The sequence below is a fragment of the Streptomyces halobius genome (assembly GCF_023277745.1).
Taxonomy (GTDB): domain Bacteria; phylum Actinomycetota; class Actinomycetes; order Streptomycetales; family Streptomycetaceae; genus Streptomyces; species Streptomyces halobius.
The window spans coordinates 896,119-916,875 of sequence record NZ_CP086322.1; the positions used below are offsets into that span (position 1 = coordinate 896,119).

The following is a 20,757-nucleotide window of genomic DNA, read 5'->3' on the forward strand; positions in this document are numbered from 1 at the left end:
GGGTGGCCACGGCCGTGGCCTGGGTGATGTCGTCGGGATTGGCGAAGGACCGCCCGGCCAGGGCGGTCTTGCGGAAGATCCGCCACCAGCCTTCTTGCAGGTTGAGCCAGCAGGCGCCGACGGGGATGAAGGCGTGTCGGATGCGGGGATGATCCTCCAGCCAGGTCCGGGTGGACAGGCTGTTGTGGGAGGAAAGGTTGTCGGTGACGATCCAGATCTGTCCGGTGGGGTTGGCGTCCTCTACCTGTTGCAGGAACTCCTGGTAGAAGGCACTGTTGCGGGAGGGGGCGGTCATGGTGATCTCGTGTCCGTCCGTCACGCGCAGACCGCCGTAGCCCCAGGTCTTCTCCGGTCCGCGGCTGTAGTCGATCTCATTCTTGATCCGGTGCCCATCCGGCGACCAGCCTGGTGCGGGCGGGAAGGCGCGCGGGATCACCGGCCCCAGTTCGTCGGCGCATACGACCGTCGCGCCGTCGGGCGGGTCGCTGTAGAGGCCGATGATCCGCGTCCTTTTCCCGCGAAGTCCGGGTCCTTCGAGCGGGTCCAGGACCGAGTACGGCGCCAGCGCACTCCCTCGGCCAGCAGGATCCTGCGTACCTGGGAGCGGCCGACCTCGATCCCCAGCCGCCTCGCCGCGGCGGCCAGCGCATCCAGCGTCCACTCCGACGGCCCCGACTCCTCGGCCGCCCACAGGTCCCCGCCAGGCTGCACCTCCAGCCTCCCGGGCGGCACCTGAGCGATGCTGTGCCGTCACCGCTCGGTGTCGCCCGCGTGGCGTTGCCAGGCCGGCAGCACGAACCAGCACACAACGAACCACACCACCATGACAGCTACCAGCCACACCGCGAGGGAGTCGTTCAGGGCCACCCGCAGGACCAACAGCAGCGCCGAGGCCATCGTGCAGAGCAGGAGGATCAGCGCGAGCAGCGTCATCCGGGATGCCCAGGTAACCGTCTGCGGCTTCAGACGGCGGCCGGTCACCAGCCGGTGGAACGAAACCGGCCCGACGAGCGCCCCCGTCGTCGCTGCGCCAAGGACCACGGTGGCGACGTAGATGTTGCGGTCAGTCGCTGACAGGTCGCCGAACCGGGGCTGGAAGACCACCGTGAGCAGAACACCGAAGAGAATCTGTACCCCGGTCTGCGCTACCCGCAGTTCCTGCAGCAGATCGCTCCAACGCCGGTCCGCACGCTCCTCGCTGGTCTCATCACGGCCTCGCGCATGGTGCGACTCACCGGACGGGGAACCGTCAGCCATGGCAACCTTCCACATCTCGCCCACCACCGGCGGCCAGCAACCCCACCCCGCGCTGTCGGTCTCGCGCACGCCCGCCCGGGAGAGACCGTGATCCGCCGTATCGTCACACCGGCGGCGGGGGTACAGTCCAACCAGGGAGATCGTGGTCATGTCCGGGCCACTGGCCAGGGGCCGAGGGGCGAGCTTCTCGACCACCAGGACGGTCGACGGTGCTCGCGGGTGGTTCACCTGGCGAGTGGCGTCCTACCAGTAGTGCCGCCGGCCCCCGACCGCGTGGCCGAGGGACCCAAGCAGCCAGAGAACCGCACCGATGACGGCGAGTACGAGGCCGATGGTCCAAAGGATGGAGATGCCGGCGACAGCGCCGATGACGAGCAGAATGAGTCCGAGCACGATCATTGAGTCCTCCAGCCCCTGGGGGTGTTTCTCAGTATGCGCTTCCCGCGGCGCGCTGTGCCAGCGCAAATCCTGACCAGGCAGTCGCGGTGCTGCGGCAAGCCGATCACGCCCCACTGACCCACTCCAGTTTCGTACGGGACGCCGGGGCCCATGGTGGCAAGAGTTCCGGACAGGGAGCCGCGCATCGAGCCGCGTATCCGCAGGTGCCGTGCGTACCAGTTGGCGGCGGAACCCGAATCTGCGGCCAGGATGACGTTCTCCGGCACGAGCGCGTCCAGGGCATGCACCACGTACTCGGGGTTGACGGGATCGGCGTCCACGGCGGCGCGGCGTTGCATGACCTCCCACCAACGCGCCGTGTCCTTTTCGATCTTCTCATGTAGGGGTCGATGTCGATCTGGACCGCGCGGGCCTGATCGAGCTCGAGCATGAACTGCGTGCAGGGAAAGCTGGAGCCGATCACGAGCAGGGTGTCGCAGTCCCGCATCAGCTCGTACGAGGCGCGTGTGCCGAGGAGACCGATCGAGCCAATCACGTACGGCAGGTCGTCGGGCAGGACATCCTTGCCGAGCAGGGCCTTGGCCACGCCCGCGCCCAGCACATCCGCCGGCTTCTCCACTTCGGCCCGCGCATGACGCGCTCCCTGTCCGGCGTCATGTCGGCGTCCGCGGGAACGGGGGCGTAGTTGACGCTGCCCAGGCTGGAGGGAACCATTTTGACGGCGTGCTTCGGTGGCGATAGTCCAGCTCCTGGACGTCGGCCGGGATGATGACGGCGGTCACTGTCCGCTTGGCGTAGGCCGTGCGCATGGCCCGGTCGATGACGTTCGGCAGCTGCTCGGGAACCGTCGCCGTCTCGCAGAAGTCGGCCGCGACATCCTTGTAGAGGCTACGAGATCAACCTCCTGCTGGTAGGAGCCGCCCATGGCGCTGCGCGCCGTCTGCCCGACGATCGCGACCACCGGAACGTGGTCGAGCTTGGAGTCGTAGAGACCGTTGAGGAGGTGGATCGCGCCGGGCCCGGAGGTCGCCGCGCACACTCCCACGCGGCCGGAGAACTTGGCGTAGCCGACGGCTTCGGCGGCCGCCTCTTCGTGGCGTGGCCTGGATGAAGGCGGGTTTGTTGTCGGCCCGTTCCCAGGCGGCGAGCAGGCCGTTGATGCCGTCTCCCGGGTAGGCGAAGACGTGCTCGACTCCCCCCTGGCGCAGTCGTCCGAGAACTTGGTCAGAGACCTTTACCGTCATGACGGGCCTTTCGTGTCTCGCGGTCAGGGCAGTGGTGTGCCGCCGGTGGCGTTGACGATCTCGGCGGTGATGAAGCTGGCGTGCTCCGAGGCGAGGAAGACGTAGGCGGGTGCCATCTCGCGGGGCTGGGCGGGCCGTCCCATCGGGGCTTGCTTGCCGAATTCCTGGGTGTCGGGCAGCGTGGCGGGGATCAGCGGGGTCCACACCGGCCCGGGAGCCACGGCATTGACGCGGATACCGTCGTCGATCAGCATCTGGGCGAGGCCTTGCGTGAAGGTGACGATGGCGCCCTTAGTCATGGCGTAGTCGAGCAGGTGCGGGCTCGGCTTGTATGCCTGCACCGATGCGGTGTTGATGATGGATCCGCCGGCGGGAATGTGCGGAACCGCCATTTTGCACAGCCAGAACATGCCGTACAGGTTGGTGCGCATGACACGGTCGAACTGCTCGGTGGAGATCTCCCCGATGCCGTCGGGCTGGGACATCTGGTACGCCGCGTTGTTGATCAGTACGTCGATCCGCCCGAACTCCTCCACCGCGCGCTCCACCAGTCGGAGGCACTGCTCCTCTTCGCGGATGTCGCACGGCACCGCCACGGCCCGGCGGCCAGCCTCCTCGACGAGGCGGACGGTGTCCTGTGCGTCCTTGGCCTCCGAGGGCAGGTAGGTGAACAGGACGTCTGCGCCCTCGCGGGCGTAGGCGAGCGCGACGGCACGGCCGATGCCGGAGTCGCCGCCGGTCAGGACCGTCTTGCGGCTCTGGAGCAGGCCGCTGCCGCGGTAGGATTCCTCGCCGTGGTCGGGCGGCGGGTCCATCGGTCCGGTCCAGCCGGGCGGCTCCTGGTCCTGCTGGGGGAAGTCGGGCCGAGGGTACTTGTCGGCAGGGTCCTGCGGGGCGTCACTCATCAAAACCTTCCTTTCCGCTTATGGGTTACACATCGGAAGCCGCTGAGCGTGGCGCAGGGCACTGCGGCCGCCGCGCCAGGCGTGAAGGAAGTGCGCGCTGAGGCGGTCTTCGAGGAGTCCGGTGGTCTGGATACCGAAGACCACGTCGGGTTCCAGGCCGGGTTCACCGGCCAGCAGGCCACCTGTTCGTGGACGGCGTCCGCTACCACATGTTCGTCGTAGAACCGCTCGGCGGCCGGGCCGGCAGCAAGGCGGCGCAGCGCTTGGGCGAGCCGGCGTGAAGCGGGCGATGAGGTCACCTCCACTGCGGCGAAGTGGCCGACCAGCGCGCCGCGCAGCGCCCGGTGCAGGCCGAGCAGGGCTGCAGATCGTCGCCGTACGGATCCGCGGCCCCGGCCCCGGGCGGCGGCGCGGGTGCCGCACCGGCCCGCAGCGCGGCCACGATGCCGACGGAGATCTCGCCGCAGGGGCTCAGGCAGTGGCGGGCTGCCGTGGCGTGCCTCGACAGGGGCGGGCATCAGCGCCTACCCCTTGGCTTCGACTTGGGCATCGGGCTCGGTGCGGCGGCGGTGGCTGGTGTCGCACCACGGATAGGCCCGGCTGCGTCGACAGGTACAGACGGCGACGGCGAGACGCCGCGAGATGCGGACGCTGCCGTCGCCGCAGATGAATTCGACCGGCCCTTCCACGAGCAGCGGCCCGTCATAGTCCCGGGTGATGCGCCGCGGCCGGTCAGGAGTGCTCGGCACGGATAATCACCAGCCCTTCCTCGCTGTCGCTCAACAAGCCCTGCCGGCGCAGCCATGCCTGCCGGCAGCGCAGTACCGGACCGAGTGGAATGACCGTGCGGTCGGCGACCTCGGGCCGCAGGCCCACCTCGGCGAGCCGGTGCAGGGTGGCGTCAACGCCGCACAGGGCGGAGTGCACCACGAGCAGCACCCTCCGGGCTCCAGAACGTTCGGCGCCGCGTCGCAGATCCGGTCCACCACCCCGCGGCCGTCGGGCCCGGCGTCCCAGGCGCGCGCCGCGCCACGCCGGGGCAACACGGCACAGAGGGAGGGAGGGTAGGGCGGATTGCTGACCACGATGTCGTACGTCCGCCCCGGCACCGCAGCCGTGAGGTCGCCCCGCAGCACGGTGATGTGCCGACGAGCCAGCAGCGCGTTGATCCTCGCCGTCCACACCGCCCTCCAGGCGATGTCCACCGCCGTCACCCGCCCGCCCAGACGCGCCGCCTGCACAGCCAGCACGCCGCAGCCGGTGCCCAGATCCAGCACGTCCATGCCGGCTTCAATCCCCTCCCGGCCGATGGCCCGCATCAGAAGGCGAGAGTCGAACTGCGGCGCGTAAACCCCCGGCGGTGTCACCAGACGTGGCCGGCCGGCGTCAGCACAGTGTCGGTGCTCATCAGACACCTCGCACGCAGCTGCGCGGCGCAATCACCCTCGCGCAGCTGGCGATCGCTCTTACCGACCGGCCCGCTTCGCCCGCTTGGCCACGTCAGCCGCCGCTTCCTGGACCTTGCCCTGAGCCTGCTCCCCGCGGCCCTCCGCCTGCACGCCCTGGTCCTCCACGGCCTTGCCCGTGGCTTCCTTCACCTTGCCCTTGACCTGCTTGCCCTTGGCCTTTGCCTTACCCATGGCGAGCGTCCTTACTGTGTGGGGGACACATCCAGACTGCGGCCTGCGCCGACGCCTCGCAATCCGGGCACTGCCGGCCGCAACGTCGGGAACCCTCAAACGGGACCTCGGCGCGGTCCGACGACGTGCGCAGGCAGCCTCACGGAGTCTGCCTGTCGCGGGCCGCGTGGCGCCGTTGATGAAACGGTGAAACCGTTTCCGGTCCTGAGGTGGCCCCCTCGGAGCCCGGACGGATGCAGCACGTGGAAACCCTGGATGAATGTACGGGCATACCCGATAGGGCCGGGTGGACGGGTGCTATGCGCTCGTCATGACACCGGACCACTCGGCCACCTCCCTCGCCTCGGCCACCCCCATGCTGCTCACCGTCGCGGGCATCGCCCTCGTCCTCGCGCTGCTTGCCTGCTGGTGGTGGGGCAGCCGACGGGCCTCGCGGAAGCCGAGGCCACCACAGAAACCGCACCCCCGTGCCGATTCCTGGGACACCCCCGACCATGACGAGCCTGGTGACTCCGGCGGGCCACACCCGTAACCAACTCGCGCCCCAGCCAGCCGACGTGACGGCATGCCAGTTCCCCGGCTCCTGACCCTGCGATTGAGGGCCAGGGGACTGGGTGCAGAGTGACGGGTGAAGGGCGCAAGCCATACGTGCGTGAGCCGGCCTCGCCTGAACCGGCTTGAGAAGAGCATCACGCCCAGAGGATCCAGCCCCAAGTGGGAACGGCAGTACGGCCACATCAAGGAGAGCTCCGAACAGCGCGGCGAGAGCAAGAAGCGGGCCCAGGGGATCGCCGCACGCACCGTGAACAAGGGGCGCGCGCGTTCCGGGGAGTCCCCCGTACCGCCAGCAAGAGCTCCACCCAGGACATGTCGTCCGGCAAGCGCGGCGGGCAGCACTCGCACTCCGGCGCCCAGGACCCCACCTACGATCAGCTGTACGCCGAGGCCAAACGCCGCAATCTCCCGCCGGGGGCCTGCTCGGGACGGTTGGCGGACTGCTCTTCCTTGCCCATGAGCGTCACTCCTCGTGAGGCGGATGGGTTTCCTCATCGTGGCATGCACGGACACTCGACGCATATCGGCCAATTACGCTGCGCGATCGGACCTGTTGAACGGCCTCGTTTGGTCTCTACTCCCCATCGGGGTCCGGTACGTCGCGTTGTTCGAGGGGGCGGGTGGCCGGGCCGTGCAGGACCGAGCCGTCCGTCGCGAAGCGGGATCCGTGGCAGGGGCATTCCCAGACCCGCTCGGCGTCGTTGAACTGCACCAGGCACCCCAGGTTGGTACAGCGCGCGGACAGTGCCGCGGTGTGTCCTTGCTCGTCGCGGTAGACCGCGCACCGTTTGCCGTGCAGGCGTACGACGGCTCCGCTGCCGGGCGGGACGTCGGCCACGGAGTCGACGTGGCTGGTGTGCAGGCGGTCGCCGACGAAGTGTTTGGCGACGGTGACCTGGAATTGCGCGAGGTGCCCCGCCTCACGGACCGGTGGCAGCCTGCGCGGGTCGTACAGGCCGGTCCAGGCCGGCCGCGGCCCGCCAGTGATATGGGCGGTGAGCAGACCGGCGGCCATCAGGCCGTTGCTCATGCCCCAGCCGCCGAAGCCGGTGGCCACATAGACGTGTTGGGACCCTGGGTGGGCGTGGCCGACATAAGGCAGATGGTCGCTGGAGTCGTTGTCCTGTGCTGCCCAGTGATAGGTCCTGTCCGACTCCGCGAATCCCGGCATCCGTTCGCGGGCCCATGCATCGAGGTGTGCGAGGCGCTTCTGGACGCCTTCTGAGCCCGGTTCGAAGGACTCTCCCGTGACGATGAGCAGCCGTCGCTGCCCGTCGAAGGGTGCGCTGCGCACCGAGCGGATGTTGTCCTCGGGGGTCAGGTACATGCCCGTGGGGGCGGCCTCGGCCGGCACGGGTGCCGCGGTCACCAACTCCCGCCGGGGCTTGAGGCGGGTGAAGAGCAGGGCGCGGTCGAATACCGGGTAGTGCGTGGCGATAACCGCATCACGCGCCTCCACCGCGACGCCGCCCTCGGTGACCAGGCGGCAGCGGGTGCCGTCGCGCAGTCCGGTGACACGCGTGCGCTCAAAGATGCGCCCTCCGGCCCTGCTGAACCTCTCAGCCAGCGCCAGCAGGAACTTCCGCGGATGGAACTGCAACTGACGCTCCACGCGTACCGCGGCGGCCACCTCGAACGGCAGGTCGGTCTCGGTCACGAAGGACGCGTCCAGTCCTGCCCGCCGGGCGGCCTCCGCCTCCTGCCTGATCTCGTCGGTACGTCCAGGATCTTGTACATAGGTGAAGGCGGAGGACCGCTCCAGGTCGGCGTCGATGCCCAGTTCGGCGCACAGGGCCGCCGTGTGCTCGACCGCGTCCAGCTGGGAGAGTGCGTACAGCTGTGCGCTGTCGATGCCGTGTTCCTTCTCCAGCTGTGCGTAACGCAGTCCGTGCAGTGCCGTCACTTTGGCGGTGGTGTAGCCGCTCACACCGGCGGCGATCCGGTCGGCGTCCAGGAGGATGACGTCCAGGCCCGCCGCCGTAGTTCCCATGCGGTGCATAGGCCGACGATGCCGCCGCCGATGACTGCGACATCCGCGGTCAGGTCCGTGCCGGGCGGTGGATAGTCCGTGCCGGGCAGGTGGCCATCCAGTACGACTCATCGATCGGATGCTGCGTACTCATGTCTCCTCGCTTTCCGCGCCGGCCGGTACGCCGAGCGGCAGGGGGCGGCGGTTACGAGGCTACGCCCAGGCCCGGCCGGACGCTGGGTCTGCGGAAGCCCGCAGAATCGGGTGCACGTACGCCGTCCAGGCGCACCGTCGCCGAAAGGGATACCCGCGCACCCACGCTCTGCACCAGCGCCCGCAGCTGCGGGAGGCTCTCGCACGTGAACGGGACGGCTGGTTCTCCTCGATCTGTATGGACAGAATCACGACCCAAGCCTGTGGGATGCGCCCTACACCTTCGACCCCGGACCGTGGGCCGTGAACCCGGACGGGACGAGTTGGTCCCCCAGGGCGGCGGAGAGGCATCCGACCAGATCCCGGGCCGTGTGCCGCACCTCGTCGTCTGGGTGTTCTGGAAGCGGGATGCCTGCCCAACGGCAGACGGCCCGGGTGCGGAGGACACTCACCTCGTCGAACAGAGTCAGCGGCGAGGGGGCTGCCCATGCCTTGCGCGAGTGCTCCCACTCCTGGGTGACGTGTTCGGCCAGGGCGGATACGCCGGAGGCGTCCTTGAGGAGCGATACGAAGAGGCCCTTGCGATGACGGTGGGTCTCGCCATCGAGCGTGTGTACCGCTCCCTTGCCGAAGAGTGTGCTGAGGACGGGCCCGGGCAAAGCCGATCGACGGTGTACATGGTTCTCGTCGTAGAAGAACCCGACGGCAGCGGGGCCCCGCAGAGCTATGGCGGGCTTGCCCAGGAGCCGTGCGCGGACGGCGCCTGGCTCCTCACGGCGGGCCAAGTCGGGGAACGCCCCCAACGTCACCTCGAACTGATTGCCCTACACAAGCAATGATATTGGGTATAAGGAGGCACATGGATGAACAACCGACGAGGCACCCCGTCCGCACGCTGCTCAGGACCCTGGACCACGCCGTCTTCCGCCGCGTGGGCGAGCGTTCCTGGCCGATGGCCGAGCCGGTGCTTCCGCGTCTGAGCCGGAGCGCCAACCACGGGCTGCTGTGGGGTGGTGTCGCCGTAGGGATGTGGGCCCTGGGCGGTACGCGGGGGCGGCGGGCAGCCGTGCGCGGAGTCGCGTCGCTCGCGCTGGTCTCGGCCACCGTCAACACTTTGGGCAAGGGTGCGGTGCGCCGGAAGCGGCCCGTGCTCGACGCGGTGCCGGTCGTACGCCATCTGCCCCGCCAGCCTGTCACCAGCTCGTTCCCGTCTGGGCATGCCGCGTCCGCGGTGGCGTTCACCGTCGGCGTGGCCCTCGAGTCCCGTGGCTGGGGCGCGGCCCTGGCGCCCGTGGCCGCGTCGGTGGCCTTCTCCCGTATCTATACCGGCGTGCACTACCCCAGCGATGTCCTGGTCGGTTCGGCTCTCGGTGTGGGCGCCGCCTTCGCCGTGCGCGGCTTGGTGCCCTCGCGCGCGCAGCTACCGCCGCCGGCCCGACCTCGCACGGACGCGCCTGCGCTGCCCGACGGTGACGGCCTGTACGTGGTGGTCAACCCGTCCTCCGGGGCCCAGCCGCAACTCATGGACTCTGTAAGGCAGTTGAAGTCCGAGTTGCCCCGCGCTGAGATCATCGTCCACGAGGAGGGAGGCGGACCGCTGCCCAAGGTGATCTCCGATGCCGCACGCGAAGCAGCGCGCCGGGGCGGTGCCCTCGGTGTGTGCGGCGGCGACGGCACCATCAACGCGGCCGTGGCTCCCGCCCTGCAGTTCCAGGTGCCGCTCGTGGTCCTGCCCAGTGGCACCTTCAACCACTTCGCCGCCGACCTCGGCACCGAGACAGTGGCCGCCGCCTGCGCCGCGGTCGCGAACGGCAGCGCGGTCCGCGTCGACGTCGGCCGGATCACCCCCTTGGCCGCCAGATCGGCAGAGCCGACCTACTTCCTGAACACCTTCAGCCTCGGCTCGTACCCTGATCTCATACGCCTCAGGGAACACTGGTCGCCGAAGATCGGCGACCCGGCCGCCACCCTCCTCGGCGTCGCGAAGATCCTGCACACCGCACATCCCTTGAAGGCCGTCGTCAACGGCCGCCGTCGCGCGATGTGGCTGCTTTTCGCGGGCAACGGCGCCTACCGCAACCTGGGCATCGCCCCGGTACGTCGCCACGATCTCACCGATGGCCTCCTCGACGTACGCATCGCCCACGGCGGCCGCTTCGCGCGCACCCGTCTGCTCGCCACGGTACTGGCCGGGGGAGTGGCCAGGACCCGCCTGTACGCTGCGGCGCACTCGCGGCAGCTGCTCATTTCCGGACTGCCGGAAGGTGCACGGATGGCATACGACGGGGAAGTCGTCGAAGCGCCCACCGCGTTCCAGGTCGACAAGCTCCAGGAGGCACTGACCGTGTACCGGCCGCTGGAGGAACGGCCGCGTGCTCGACCGATGAGCGGTTGACTGCGGACGGGTGAACCCGGGGAGGTGCGTTGCGGAGACAGGTCCGGTCTCGCTCGAACTGCAACACCCCATCATTCACGCTTGCTGGTGATCGCCATATGGCGAAGTAGGTGCCGCGGGCGTCGAAGAGGCGTTGCCGGCTCTCGCCGAGGAGGTGTCCCGCCCACCTCCTCGCCGTCGGGCAGATCGAGACCGCCGAGGGCTGGGGGCCGAGGAGCGGGAGCGGTCGATCACAGACATCGAGCAGGCGCTCCGGGCCGGCCAGGCCGACGGGGAGTTTCGGCGGTTCTCGCCTCGCCTGATGGCGGTGACGCTGCTGGCTGCACTCGAAGCCGTGCCCGCCGAGCTGCAGGCCAGTCCCGGCACCGACGTCGATGCCTACGCGGACGAACTCGCTACGGCCTTCGCGCACGCCGTACGGCAGGCCACCGAGCCTACGTAGCACGCGGCCTGGGCCCAGCCATAAAGTGGTTCCCGCCCAGCCCGGATGCACGGCCGCGCAGTTCTAGGGATGTCCTGCGCTCCTGGCCAGAAGACGGAAGCGCGACCGCCGACTGTCTCCCAAGCGTCGACCGGACCGACGACCACACAAACCCGAACTACCACCTAGCTAGGGATCCTTGATGCCCGCAATACCTGCTCCTGCCGCCCTGCCGCGGTCCCGACGCCGCTGGGCGGCGGTGGCCGGCCTGCTGGTGCTGTCCCCGATCAGCGCGGAGTACCTCATCGGCTACGGCGAAAGCACGAACCGGCCGCTGGAGCTGCTGGCGGGCCTGCTCATCCTCGCCCCGCTTTACGGCACCGTCGCGGTGCTCATCCGTGAGATCACTCGCCGGACCGGACGCGGCTGGCCGACGATCCTGCTGCTGAGCGCCGCCTTCGGGGTGATCCAGGCGGGCTTGATCGATCAGAGCCTGTTCCACCACGAGGTCGACGCCGGTGATCCCGACTGGGCGACCGAGCCGCAGCACACCCTCATCCCCGGCCTGGGGGTCGACGCATCGAACCTGCTGAACTATGTCGGGGGCCATGTGATCTGGAGCTTCGCGGCTCCGATCGCGGTGGTCGAATCCTGCGCTGCGCGCATCGCGGACCGCCGGTGGCTGGGCCCGGCCGGCATCGGCGTGATGGTGGTGCTGTGGGCGCTGGGTGCCGTACTCGTCTTCAGTGACGCGGCATCCGACTCCACCGCCGGCCCGGCGCAGCTGAGCGGCGCCGCCGTGGTCGCCGTCGCCTTGATCGTCGCCGCATTCACCGTCCGACCCACCAGCGGCCGGTCGTCGGCGAAGGCGCCGTCGTGGTGGCTGGGCGGCGGTGTCACCGGCGTCGCTTGGTGCGCCAGTCAGCTGCTGCCGGCAACCTGGGTCGGTACGACGGTGAACGTCGTCGCCATGGCCGTCCTGGGCTGGCTGCTGCTGCGCTGGTCGCGCAGCCCGGGCTGGGGCCGCCGACACGTGCTGGCCGCAGCAGGCAGTGCCCTGGTCGTCCGCGCCGGGCTGTCCTTCCTGGTCGAACCGCTCGGCGGCGTCGATGGCGCGGTGAAGTACGCGGTCAACGCCGCCATGCTCGCAGGCGTCGCCGCCCTTCTCCTCCTGGCCGCCCGTCGCCTGCGCCGAGGGGAGCCGAGCACATGCTGACCGTCCGTGGCATCTCTTACCTGGTCGGCGAGGCGAGCACCGACGACGTACGGCGGGACTTGGAGGTCATTGCCGGGGAGCTGCACTGCAACACGGTGATGCTCATCGGCGGCGACCGGCAGCGGTTGATCGATGCCGCCCGCATCGCCCTCGAGACCGGCCTCGACGTCCACATCCGGCCCCACGTTCCCGACCTGCCGAAGTCGAAGCTGCTTGCGCACCTGGACGCTATCGCGCAGGCGGCCGAAGAACTGCGCCGAGAACACCCGGACCGCGTGACGCTCCTGGTCGGCAGCGAGTTCTCCCACACCGCGCCCGGCATCGTCCCCGGGCCGAAGTCGTTCCTGCGCCTGAAGCTCATCCTGCGCTTCCACCCCCCGTTGCGCCGCCGGATCGACCGCCGCCTCAACAAGCTGCTCACCGCGGCCGCGGCCACCGCGCGGCGCCGCTTCCACGGACCGCTCACCTACGCCGCGGCCGGGTGGGAGCGCGTCGACTGGTCGCTGTTCGACCTGGTCGGCGTCAGCCTCTACCGCTCCGACCGCAACCAGGCCACGTACACCGACCGCCTGCGCAGCCTGGTGCGCGATCACGACAAGCCCGTCGTCATCACCGAGTTCGGCTGCGGCGCCTTCACCGGAGCCGACCGGCGAGGAGCCGGCTCCTTCCAAATCGTCAACTGGTTCGCCGCATCGCCGCACATCCGCGGCGACCACCCCCGCGACGAGGCCGTCCAGGCCCGCTACCTCGGTGAACTCATCGACCAATACGACGCCGAGGGCGTACACGGCTGCTTCGTCTTCACCTTCGCCATGCCCGACTTTCCCGATCACAACGACCCCCAGCTGGACCTCGACAAGGCCGGCTTCGGCGTCGTCGCGGTGACCTGCGACGGCACCACCAGACCCAAGCAGGCATTCCACGAGGTCGCGCGGCGCTACGGCATGGCCGTGGGCAGTGACGGAGCGCTCTGAGCGCGCAGCCACAGGGATTGGCCCGGGGGTCCTAGCTCAGAGCTAGGACTCCGCACAATCCGCCCGAACCGTCGATTCTGTGACCTGCGCGTTCTTCACCACCACGTCACCCTGGTCACCGCCGCCCACGCCTTCCTCACTGAACAGCGGCTCTCCTCAAAAGCCCGCACACCGGCCTCACGCTCCACCAGGTCCTGGACGCCCTCCAGACCCTGCTGAACTGCTGGACCGGCACCTGCACCACCTGCCGCCCCCTGCCCAGACGATCAGGCAGACGCCGCCCGCCAAGACCCACACCGACCTAACGGAGCCCTACTACTAGCTAGGGGGCGTACGCCAGGCGCACATCACAGTGAACAATGCGCCAATTGCCTGTAAATGGAAAATGCTTGACCGTGACTTGACCTCCAGCTTTAAGGTAATCTCCAGGCAAAGAGGCGTTCGCAGTAGCAAGTGCATTGCACTTATCGCGCTGACGCAGGTGGCACGCATGTGGTCTGGCCAACGGCCACGTTGCTCGGGGGGAGATGTACTGATGGAGCGGCGACGGATTCCCTGCGATTCCGGCCACTGGTCGGCATGGCCCCTCCCGGACCACAGACGTTCCTGCTCCTGCCGCCGTGCGGTGGCTGACGGCTCCGCGCTGTAGGCGCGGGCGCCATCCCGCTCGGATCACCTCTTCGCGTCGACGACGCACAAGCACACCGGCTGTTCCCGTTCTTCGGGCACACCGGTACGCCACCCATCGACTGATAACCCATCGACTGATGACCTGAGCACACCGCGCTCGCGAGCACCGCTTGGGGCGCAGGAGAAAGGCCACCATGAAGTCCCTGGTTGACAACGCACGTTCCTTCTCGACGCACGTGGCCGAGCGTGCTGAGGAGTTCCGCACCCTTGAGGCCGGGCAGAGCCCCGAGGTCCTCTTCATCACCTGTTCCGACTCGCGCGTGGTGCCGGCCCTCATCACCGGCGCCCGGCCGGGCGAACTGTTCGAGCTGCGGACAGCGGGCAACATCGTTCCCGAGTACAGCAGCGACCACCCCTCCAGTGAAACGGCCACCATCGAATACGCAGTGCGGGTGCTGGGCGTCCGCGACGTCATCGTGTGCGGCCACTCCCACTGCGGCGCGGTCAACGCCCTGGTAAGCGGGGACGACCTCTCCGCCATCCCGGCCGTACAGGGCTGGCTGGAGCGCGCAGCCTCCCGGCCCGAGACGACAACACCCTCTTCCCCGGACCTCGCTGAGGCAGTCCAGCGCCACGCGGTCGCCCAGCTGGAGCGGCTGCACACCCACCCCTGCATCGCGGAACGCGTCGAGGCGGGCACCTTGGCGGTGCACGCCTGGTACTACGAGGTGCACACCGGAGCAGTGAAGCAGTACGGGCCGGACGACCAGTCTTTCCGGCCGCTGTGACCCGCATCCGCCCGCCTCACGGGCCGCCGAGTACCTCTTCCCTTCCGCTTCCGCTGTGCGAGGAACTCCACTGATGCTCTCCACCCTCAAAAAGCCCGCCCATCTGCGGCGTGATGTCCTGGCCTCCCTCGTCGTCTTCCTGGTCGCCCTGCCCTTGTGCGTGGGAATCGCCGTAGCCTCCGGAGTGCCCGCCGAACTCGGCCTGATCACCGGTATTGTCGGCGGCCTGGTCGTCGGCTTCCTGCCCGGCAGCAGCCTCCAGGTCAGCGGCCCGGCCGCCGGGTTGACCGTCCTGGTCTTCGAGGCCGTCCAGGAATTCGGCCTCGGCGTTCTGGGAGCCATCGTCCTGCTCGCCGGCCTGGTCCAACTCGTTCTGGGAGCCCTGCGGTTCGGCCGCTTCTTCCGCGCGATCACGATCGCCGTCGTCCAGGGCATGCTCGCCGGCATCGGCCTCGTTCTGATCTTCGGCCAGCTCTACACCATGGCCGACGTCAAGCAGCCCCGCTCCGGACTCGACAAGATCGCGGGACTGCCGCACCTGGCCACCGAGATCGCCACCTCCAGCGCAGCCCTGACCGCGTTCGCCATCGGGGCAGCCACCATCGCCGTGCTCGTCCTGTGGAAGAAACTCCCCGCTCAGGTCCAGACGGTGCCCGCGCCGCTGGCCGCGGTCGCCCTGGTCACAGCCGTTACAGCCGTGGCCGGCTGGTCCGTCCCCCGCGTCGAAGTCCAAGGGCTGCTGTCGGCTGTCCAGCCGCCGGGGATGTCCGACTTCGCTTCGCTGGGCAGCCTGGCCGCCCTGGGCACGGTAATCGCCTTCGCTCTCATCGCCTCGGCCGAGAGCCTCTTCAGCGCCGCCGCCGTCGACCGCATGCACGACGGCCCACGCACCGACTACGACAAGGAACTGATGGCCCAGGGCGTGGGCAACACCGTCTGCGGCGTCCTCGGCGCCCTGCCGCTGACGGCTGTCATCGTGCGCAGCTCCGCGAACGTCCAGGCCGGGGCCAAGACGAAGCTGTCCCGCATCCTGCACGGTCTGTGGTTGGTGCTGTTCGCCGCCCTCGTGCCGACCGCGATCGGCATCATTCCCCTGGCCGCGCTCGCGGGGGTCCTCGTCCACGCCGGCTGCAAACTCGTCCCCGTCAAGGACCTTGTGCCCCTGTGGCGCGAGCACCGCGGCGAAGCCGTCGTCCTGGCCGTCACCGCGATCGCCATCATCACCACCAACCTGTTCGAAGGCGTCCTCCTCGGCATCGTCCTCGCCGTGGTCAAATGCGCCTGGGAAACCTCCCACCTCCACCTCGACGTCCATGAGACGACCGACGGCCGACTCCTCGTCACCCTCACCGGGTCCGCCACCTTCCTCCGGCTGCCCCGCATGCTCGAAACCCTCGAAGCGCTCCCCCACGACCGGCCCGTCGAACTCGACCTCTCCGAGGTGCGCCACCTCGACCACGCCTGCCGCATCACACTGGAGAACTGGGCACAACAACGAGGAACCACAACCACCATCAAGGCGCTCGCGAAAGCCTGACCAGTGATGGGCTTTATCCTGGCGCCCCGCCGTCCTGGCCCCTGACGGCCTACACTCCTGGCCGAGTGCGCGGCAAGCTGTCTCCTCTCCACGCCAGCCGACTCGCACGGCAGGGGTGGTTAACAGGCAGCCCCTCTGCGGCCGCTGGCTGGCGCCGCAGGGGTCCGGTGCGTTTCATTCCCGGGCGGCTCGGTCGCGGTACTTGCGTATCAGCTGGCAGGGGCGGGGGTTGTAGGCCAGGTCGCGCCGGGCGACGTCCAGGAAGATGCTCTTAAGGGCTGGCTGGTGGTGAACGAGGAGCGGGAGCTGTCCTTGTCGGTGATCGCGCGGGCTGCGGTGTCCAGCCGGAGGGATGTCGAGGGGCCGTGAGGAAGTACGCATGAGGAGCCCCGCCCATCCGCCACGGGGGCAGCATCCAACCATCGCCCGCGGCGTCCCTGGTTTATGTACGGTCGCGGTTGACCGCGAGGCTTCCGGAGTGTCACGTCCTCCTGTTGCTGCGGGTACGGATAGCGTGGCCGTGCTGTCGGCGTCGGCCGCTGGATGGGGTGCTGGGCACGCTTGGCGCCGGCGCGGCCCATCAGACAGAGCGGGTTGCCACCGATTATCGTCGAAGGCAGTAGCGGATCCGGGTTCCGGTGCTTGAGGTCCTCGCACATCGCGCCCCGTCCTGCCTGATCGGACGGGGCGCCTTGGGGGCACGTCCCCGATCTTGGTCAACCGAGGTCGTCCGAAGACTTGGTCGGTGGCGGATGTGGGGCAGACTTCGGCAGGTGCTGGCACGCACGACATAGTTCGTGGCTACCAGCCGTTGTGATTACTGTCCCCCATCCCCGGCATTCCTCACAGTTGCGAGCCAGGACCGCATTCGCGCGGGGTGCGGGCACGGTCCCACCGGCCGCACGACGTTGCCCCTGGGTGGCAGAGTTCACATTGTCCAGATTGGCATAGTTAGCGCGCAAACATCCAGAGTGCTTGCGCGTGGCGGGCGCGGTCGTGTGGTCTTCCGGGCGGCCTAATGGCATGTCTGGGTGTCCCCTCACGCGTGATGATCGGATGGCGTGCCGCTGTGGGGGGCGGGTGGGGAGGCTTAATGCTACCCCTCGCACACGGGTGGGCACAGTGAGGCAGTCGTTCGAACAAGGAAACCGAGTCTGCTCCGCTGGACAGCCTGGCCTCCCGCGCACCGGCGTCATGGTTCCGCCGGTCGGGGGCAGCGCTGTGTCCAGAAGCAGCGACGCTAGGAACGTCAGGCTGTGCGGGCCGGGCCCCAGGTCCGGATAGGAGTGTCGGGGCCCGTTTGGTTGCTTCAGCGTCGGTGACGCCCGCCGGGCCGCTGGGCCCCCCACGCTCTGATTGTGTCGGCGAACCAGTACGGTTTTCCGCCCTGCACCAGATCCGGTTCCGGCAGGTGCCCGTGCTTGCGGTACGAGCGCACGGTTTCCGGCTGCACCTGTATGTGTGCAGCGATCTCCTTGTATGACCAGAGCGTGTTGTCGGCCATCTCCGCCACCTCCCAAGAGCCGTACAGAAAGCTGGCTCGGGGGGTGGGGAGCCAGCCGGGGCTGCGTACGGCCCGGCGATCGTTCAGCTTGTGCCCGCACAACGACAATGAGTGATCGCCAGAGAGGGCCCGTTGAACGGCTGTGACGGAAGGGCCGCATATTCGGGACAGCCGTGACGTGACGCGGACATCCGTAACTGTGACGGGCACCACCTCCGGACACGGCCGCCGGGCAACGGCAAAACCCCGCCCATCCGCCACGAGGGGAGCCACGGGGGGAGCGGATAGACGGGGCCGTGATGATCCTATGCGGTTGACCGGTCACCGGATGGGCGTTCCTGGGGATTCTCTGGCAGAGCGTTGCCCGGTACGCGGTAGCCCTCGGCTTCCAGGCGAGCGATGATCTCGGGCACTGTGAGCCCTTCGGTGCGTAGTTCGTACATGCGTTGGTTGATCTTGGTGCCGGGTGCGTCGTTCATGCTGCGCAGGGTAGGGGCGGGGTCTGACAGTGAGGATGTCGGTGGCATCGCTCGGGGGTCTGACTCTGGGTCTGACTGGCGCTTCGGCTGCCTGTGCGTTGAATCGTCGGCCCGTGGGTGATGCCGCTGCGTGTACACGCGGGCGTCCGTGACCTCATAGGAGCTTGGCCGTCGGGCCTCTTCACTGTCTTGTCCGTCTGCCCGGGCGGCACACGCTGTTCCCTCACACATCAGACGGAAGGACGGCAGGCATGAGCGCGCCCGGGATAGCGGTGATCGGCGGAGTCGACACCCACACGGACATTCACCAAGCCGCAGTGATTGATTCGGTCGGCCGCCACCTGGATACGAAGTCGTTCGAGACGACCTCGGCCGGCTACGAACAGCTGCTGGCCTGGCTGCGCGCCCAGGGGGAGGTCATCGCGGTGGGGATGGAGGGGACCGGGGCCTACGGTGCCGAACTCGCCCGGTTCCTGACCGCCAGAGGCATCGCGGTCGTGGAGGTCGACCGCCCGGACCGCAGGGCCAGACGGGCCCAGGGCAAGTCCGATCCGATCGACGCCTATGCCGCGGCCACCGCCGTCCTCTCCGGCCGCGCAAGCGGAACGCCGAAGAGCCGGAACGGGATCGTGGAAGCCATCCGTGCACTGCGTGTGGTCCGCAAGAGCGCGGTCAAGGCCCGCACGCAGACCATCAACCAGATCCGGCCAGCCGGTGACCTCACCGACCCCGCCTTTGCCGCCAAGACGGCCTTGCGCCGCCTCGCCCGCCGCTACCAGGCCCTTCAGCAGGAGATCAAAGAGGCTGATGCCGACCTCGCTCCCCTCGTGACCCGGGCGGCCCCCAGCCTTGTCGCCCTGCCCGGGGTGGGCATCGAGACGGCCGGGCAGCTGCTGATCACCGCGGGAGACAACCCCGACCGGCTCCGGTCCGAAACATCCTTCGCCCACCTGTGCGCGGCAGCCCCCATCCCCGCCTCCTCAGGCCGCACCAACCGCCACCGCATCAACCGTGGTGGAGACCGGCACGCCAACAGCGCTCTCTACACCATCGTCCTGGTCCGCATGCAATACGACCCACGGACCAGGGACTACGTCGCCAGACGCACCGCCGAAGGCATGTCCACCAAAGACGTCATGCGGTGCCTGAAGAGATTCGTCGCCCGCGAGGTCTACAGACACCTCAAAACCGCCGGCGCCCCAGCTCCGACGCCGGCCACGTGAACGAGGCGATCAGGGCTTCACAGCCGGCTTGACGAGCTATAGGAGCTTCAACGGAGGCAAAGAGCCCCGCCCGTCTACCCGCTCCCCCGGGGCAGACGGGCGGGGCTCTCACAGAGGCCAGGAGTCGGCCGGGTCGTCCAGCCATGCCCGCTGTCCTTCTGGGGTGATGGTGAGGCCGAAGCGGTCGTGTGTGGGGCGGCCTTGTTCCTCCCACCACCGGTAGGCGGTCTCCACCTCATCCCACAAGCGGCGTGGTCCGGACTGCCATACGCGAGCCTGTCTTTCGCCGTCACGGAACATGACGCAGGCCCAGGAACGGCCACTGCCACGTTCGTAAAACCACACCGGCCGCGCACCCTCGCGCTTGTCGGCGACAGCCTGCGTGCACTGGGGGACTCGGAGCCCGAGGGCGAAGGGGCCGGCGGTATAGGGGCCGGTGACGAACTCCTCCTCGATGACGTCCGTGGTGGAGGTGTCAGCGCTCCCCACGCCGTCCGCCGGTACGTAGTCACTGGCGATGATGCGGGGAAGCCGTTGTGCGCGCATCTTCATGAATTGCACGGGCCGGGTGAAGTGCCCCGATGCGTGGCCGTCGCGTACGACGAGACGGGCAACGGCGTCCGCGTTGGAGTAGTGCGTGCCCCACGGGGTGACGATGAGGCCACCCTGGCGTGTCTGTTCGATCCAGGCCCCGGGGATTTCCCGGAGCCCGCACGTTGCCAGGGTGCGGTCCCGGAGCCCGCCGCCCTTGTGCCCCTTGAACCCGTCGCCGATGACGACTTCCGGGTATAGCCCGGCGGCGCAGAGCCGTTCGCGGGCGTGGTGGGACACGGCACGGTCTACCTCGATGGTGACGACGTTGTGGGCGCCGGTGCGGTGGGTCAGAGCTCCGGCCGTCTCACCGGTGCCGGTGCCGACGTCCAGCACGGTCATACCTTCGTCCATGTCCAGGTCACCGAGGAGGCTGTAGACGACGGAAGGTGCTGAGGACGAGCTAGTGGATACCTTCCCCGGGTTGGTTCCGGTGTGCTGACCATCGTCCCACTGAGTGACGATGGGGATGTTGGAGTCGGCCGCGGTGTACCAGGCGTCGGGATCACGGGTCTTGTTGACTGGCATGCTCGTGCCGGTCTCGACGTCGAAGGGCCACACGAGGTCGGGCAGGAGCACGGTCCGGTCGACAGCGGCGAAGGTGGGCGCCCAGTCCGAAGACATTGAGTTGGTTTCGAGGAGGAGCCGCCCCAGCTCCTTCCGGCCGGGGCGCTCCACCTGTACGGGTTTCGTCGTCACTTGCGGCGGGTCCCATCTCCGGGCGGGGGCGGGCTGTCGGGGTGCGGAGGCTCCTGCGGCTCCCAGGGTGTGCCAGGGTGCCCGTCGTCGTCCTGGTCGCCGCCTCCACCGTGTTTTCCGCTGTCGGCCGCTGTGACGATCTGCATGTTGGTCATGCGGTGGCGCTCCTCTCGCTGGT

The 20,757-nt window shown here is 68.8% G+C and carries 19 protein-coding genes and 6 pseudogenes; 9 read left to right on the top strand and 16 right to left on the bottom strand.

What is annotated here, in order from left to right; all coding sequences use genetic code 11:
* Positions 1 to 88: 88 nt before the first annotated feature.
* The 10 genes and pseudogenes from K9S39_RS04195 to K9S39_RS04240 all read right to left on the bottom strand — a co-directional run.
* Positions 89 to 436, bottom strand: a pseudogene (locus tag K9S39_RS04195) (transposase); the annotation flags it as partial.
* Complete coding sequence (locus K9S39_RS04200) at positions 433 to 732, bottom strand: hypothetical protein (protein ID WP_248869222.1); 300 nt, start codon at positions 730 to 732, stop codon at positions 433 to 435. The pseudogene K9S39_RS04195 and the gene K9S39_RS04200, both read right to left, overlap by 4 nt.
* An 18-nt stretch (positions 733 to 750) precedes the next feature.
* Positions 751 to 1,257 (bottom strand): DUF6328 family protein, encoded by a 507-nt coding sequence (locus tag K9S39_RS04205; RefSeq protein ID WP_248868585.1) that lies wholly within the window; start codon positions 1,255 to 1,257, stop codon positions 751 to 753.
* A 243-nt stretch (positions 1,258 to 1,500) separates the two neighbouring features.
* Entirely contained in the window at positions 1,501 to 1,656 is a 156-nt protein-coding gene (locus K9S39_RS04210; protein WP_248861985.1) for a DUF6131 family protein, read from the bottom strand.
* Between the two features lie 122 nt (positions 1,657 to 1,778).
* Positions 1,779 to 2,900: pseudogene (locus tag K9S39_RS04215) on the bottom strand (thiamine pyrophosphate-binding protein); the annotation flags it as partial.
* Between the two features lie 23 nt (positions 2,901 to 2,923).
* Positions 2,924 to 3,805: an SDR family oxidoreductase gene (locus K9S39_RS04220; protein WP_248861986.1), complete on the bottom strand. Its 882-nt coding sequence runs from the start codon at positions 3,803 to 3,805 to the stop codon at positions 2,924 to 2,926.
* A gap of 18 nt (positions 3,806 to 3,823) precedes the next feature.
* A pseudogene (locus K9S39_RS04225) lies at positions 3,824 to 4,167 on the bottom strand (iron-containing redox enzyme family protein); the annotation flags it as partial.
* 162 nt (positions 4,168 to 4,329) lie between these two features.
* Positions 4,330 to 4,554 (bottom strand): CDGSH iron-sulfur domain-containing protein, encoded by a 225-nt coding sequence (locus K9S39_RS04230; RefSeq protein ID WP_248861987.1) that lies wholly within the window; start codon positions 4,552 to 4,554, stop codon positions 4,330 to 4,332.
* Positions 4,538 to 5,124 (bottom strand): annotated as a pseudogene (locus K9S39_RS04235) (HemK2/MTQ2 family protein methyltransferase). The gene K9S39_RS04230 and the pseudogene K9S39_RS04235 overlap by 17 nt, the downstream one beginning before the upstream one ends.
* Positions 5,125 to 5,271: 147 nt before the next feature.
* Positions 5,272 to 5,445: a CsbD family protein gene (locus K9S39_RS04240; RefSeq protein ID WP_248861988.1), complete on the bottom strand. Its 174-nt coding sequence runs from the start codon at positions 5,443 to 5,445 to the stop codon at positions 5,272 to 5,274.
* Between the two features lie 310 nt (positions 5,446 to 5,755).
* Between K9S39_RS04240 and K9S39_RS04245 the strand changes: the two genes are divergently transcribed.
* Both K9S39_RS04245 and K9S39_RS04250 read left to right on the top strand, forming a co-directional pair.
* Positions 5,756 to 5,977, top strand: coding sequence for a DUF6479 family protein (locus tag K9S39_RS04245; protein WP_248861989.1), 222 nt, complete (start codon positions 5,756 to 5,758; stop codon positions 5,975 to 5,977).
* A gap of 156 nt (positions 5,978 to 6,133) precedes the next feature.
* Positions 6,134 to 6,408, top strand: a pseudogene (locus K9S39_RS04250) (plasmid stabilization protein); the annotation flags it as partial.
* Positions 6,409 to 6,574: 166 nt separating this feature from the next.
* On the opposite strand, the pseudogene K9S39_RS04255 reads toward K9S39_RS04250, so the two are convergent.
* Positions 6,575 to 8,123, bottom strand: a pseudogene (locus tag K9S39_RS04255) (FAD-dependent oxidoreductase).
* Positions 8,124 to 8,397: 274 nt separating this feature from the next.
* On the bottom strand, positions 8,398 to 8,931 hold the full coding sequence (locus tag K9S39_RS42745) for a cytochrome P450 family protein (protein WP_406707867.1): 534 nt from the start codon (positions 8,929 to 8,931) through the stop codon (positions 8,398 to 8,400).
* A gap of 50 nt (positions 8,932 to 8,981) precedes the next feature.
* On the opposite strand from K9S39_RS42745, the gene K9S39_RS04270 reads away from it, so the two are divergent.
* The 6 genes from K9S39_RS04270 (at position 8,982) to K9S39_RS04295 (ending at position 16,083) form a co-directional block, all read left to right on the top strand.
* Positions 8,982 to 10,517, top strand: coding sequence for a bifunctional phosphatase PAP2/diacylglycerol kinase family protein (locus K9S39_RS04270; RefSeq protein WP_248861990.1), 1,536 nt, complete (start codon positions 8,982 to 8,984; stop codon positions 10,515 to 10,517).
* 154 nt (positions 10,518 to 10,671) lie between these two features.
* Positions 10,672 to 10,959: a hypothetical protein gene (locus K9S39_RS04275; protein ID WP_248861991.1), complete on the top strand. Its 288-nt coding sequence runs from the start codon at positions 10,672 to 10,674 to the stop codon at positions 10,957 to 10,959.
* Positions 10,960 to 11,140: 181 nt separating this feature from the next.
* On the top strand, positions 11,141 to 12,154 hold the full coding sequence (locus K9S39_RS04280) for a hypothetical protein (RefSeq protein ID WP_248861992.1): 1,014 nt from the start codon (positions 11,141 to 11,143) through the stop codon (positions 12,152 to 12,154).
* Positions 12,148 to 13,128 carry a hypothetical protein gene (locus K9S39_RS04285; protein ID WP_248861993.1) on the top strand — a complete coding sequence of 327 codons (981 nt, stop codon included), beginning with the start codon at positions 12,148 to 12,150 and terminating at the stop codon, positions 13,126 to 13,128. The genes K9S39_RS04280 and K9S39_RS04285 overlap by 7 nt, the downstream gene beginning before the upstream one ends.
* An 824-nt stretch (positions 13,129 to 13,952) precedes the next feature.
* On the top strand, positions 13,953 to 14,546 hold the full coding sequence (locus tag K9S39_RS04290) for a carbonic anhydrase (RefSeq protein ID WP_248861994.1): 594 nt from the start codon (positions 13,953 to 13,955) through the stop codon (positions 14,544 to 14,546).
* A 73-nt stretch (positions 14,547 to 14,619) separates the two neighbouring features.
* Complete coding sequence (locus K9S39_RS04295; RefSeq protein ID WP_248861995.1) at positions 14,620 to 16,083, top strand: SulP family inorganic anion transporter; 1,464 nt, start codon at positions 14,620 to 14,622, stop codon at positions 16,081 to 16,083.
* Positions 16,084 to 17,392: 1,309 nt separating this feature from the next.
* Here the strand turns inward: K9S39_RS04295 and K9S39_RS04300 are convergent.
* Together K9S39_RS04300 and K9S39_RS04305 are read right to left on the bottom strand one after the other, a co-directional pair.
* Positions 17,393 to 17,587, bottom strand: a complete 195-nt coding sequence (locus tag K9S39_RS04300) for a helix-turn-helix transcriptional regulator (protein WP_248861996.1) — start codon at positions 17,585 to 17,587, stop codon at positions 17,393 to 17,395.
* A gap of 305 nt (positions 17,588 to 17,892) precedes the next feature.
* The gene (locus K9S39_RS04305; protein WP_248861997.1) at positions 17,893 to 18,066 is read right to left on the bottom strand and encodes a hypothetical protein; all 174 of its coding nucleotides are present in this window, start codon (positions 18,064 to 18,066) and stop codon (positions 17,893 to 17,895) included.
* A 251-nt stretch (positions 18,067 to 18,317) separates the two neighbouring features.
* On the opposite strand from K9S39_RS04305, the gene K9S39_RS04310 reads away from it, so the two are divergent.
* Positions 18,318 to 19,289: an IS110 family RNA-guided transposase gene (locus K9S39_RS04310; RefSeq protein ID WP_248861998.1), complete on the top strand. Its 972-nt coding sequence runs from the start codon at positions 18,318 to 18,320 to the stop codon at positions 19,287 to 19,289.
* A 108-nt stretch (positions 19,290 to 19,397) separates the two neighbouring features.
* On the opposite strand, the gene K9S39_RS04315 is transcribed toward K9S39_RS04310, so the two are convergent.
* Together K9S39_RS04315 and K9S39_RS04320 are read right to left on the bottom strand one after the other, a co-directional pair.
* Positions 19,398 to 20,579, bottom strand: a complete 1,182-nt coding sequence (locus K9S39_RS04315) for a protein-L-isoaspartate O-methyltransferase family protein (RefSeq protein ID WP_248861999.1) — start codon at positions 20,577 to 20,579, stop codon at positions 19,398 to 19,400.
* Complete coding sequence (locus K9S39_RS04320; RefSeq protein WP_248862000.1) at positions 20,576 to 20,734, bottom strand: hypothetical protein; 159 nt, start codon at positions 20,732 to 20,734, stop codon at positions 20,576 to 20,578. The genes K9S39_RS04315 and K9S39_RS04320 overlap by 4 nt, the downstream gene beginning before the upstream one ends.
* Positions 20,735 to 20,757: the final 23 nt, after the last annotated feature.

What these genes read in the sequence shown, in the direction of transcription:
- K9S39_RS04245 (WP_248861989.1), top strand. Translation starts at nt 5,756, where the DNA reads ATGACACCGGACCACTCGGCCACCTCCCTCGCCTCGGCCACCCCCATG.
- K9S39_RS04310 (WP_248861998.1), top strand. Translation starts at nt 18,318, where the DNA reads ATGAGCGCGCCCGGGATAGCGGTGATCGGCGGAGTCGACACCCACACG.
- K9S39_RS04290 (WP_248861994.1), top strand. Translation starts at nt 13,953, where the DNA reads ATGAAGTCCCTGGTTGACAACGCACGTTCCTTCTCGACGCACGTGGCC.
- K9S39_RS04280 (WP_248861992.1), top strand. Translation starts at nt 11,141, where the DNA reads ATGCCCGCAATACCTGCTCCTGCCGCCCTGCCGCGGTCCCGACGCCGC.
- K9S39_RS04320 (WP_248862000.1), bottom strand. Translation starts at nt 20,734, where the DNA reads ATGACCAACATGCAGATCGTCACAGCGGCCGACAGCGGAAAACACGGT.
- K9S39_RS04300 (WP_248861996.1), bottom strand. Translation starts at nt 17,587, where the DNA reads ATGGCCGACAACACGCTCTGGTCATACAAGGAGATCGCTGCACACATA.
- K9S39_RS04205 (WP_248868585.1), bottom strand. Translation starts at nt 1,257, where the DNA reads ATGGCTGACGGTTCCCCGTCCGGTGAGTCGCACCATGCGCGAGGCCGT.
- K9S39_RS04285 (WP_248861993.1), top strand. Translation starts at nt 12,148, where the DNA reads ATGCTGACCGTCCGTGGCATCTCTTACCTGGTCGGCGAGGCGAGCACC.
- K9S39_RS04295 (WP_248861995.1), top strand. Translation starts at nt 14,620, where the DNA reads ATGCTCTCCACCCTCAAAAAGCCCGCCCATCTGCGGCGTGATGTCCTG.
- K9S39_RS04240 (WP_248861988.1), bottom strand. Translation starts at nt 5,445, where the DNA reads ATGGGTAAGGCAAAGGCCAAGGGCAAGCAGGTCAAGGGCAAGGTGAAG.
- K9S39_RS04305 (WP_248861997.1), bottom strand. Translation starts at nt 18,066, where the DNA reads ATGAACGACGCACCCGGCACCAAGATCAACCAACGCATGTACGAACTA.
- K9S39_RS04210 (WP_248861985.1), bottom strand. Translation starts at nt 1,656, where the DNA reads ATGATCGTGCTCGGACTCATTCTGCTCGTCATCGGCGCTGTCGCCGGC.
- K9S39_RS04270 (WP_248861990.1), top strand. Translation starts at nt 8,982, where the DNA reads ATGGATGAACAACCGACGAGGCACCCCGTCCGCACGCTGCTCAGGACC.
- K9S39_RS04220 (WP_248861986.1), bottom strand. Translation starts at nt 3,805, where the DNA reads ATGAGTGACGCCCCGCAGGACCCTGCCGACAAGTACCCTCGGCCCGAC.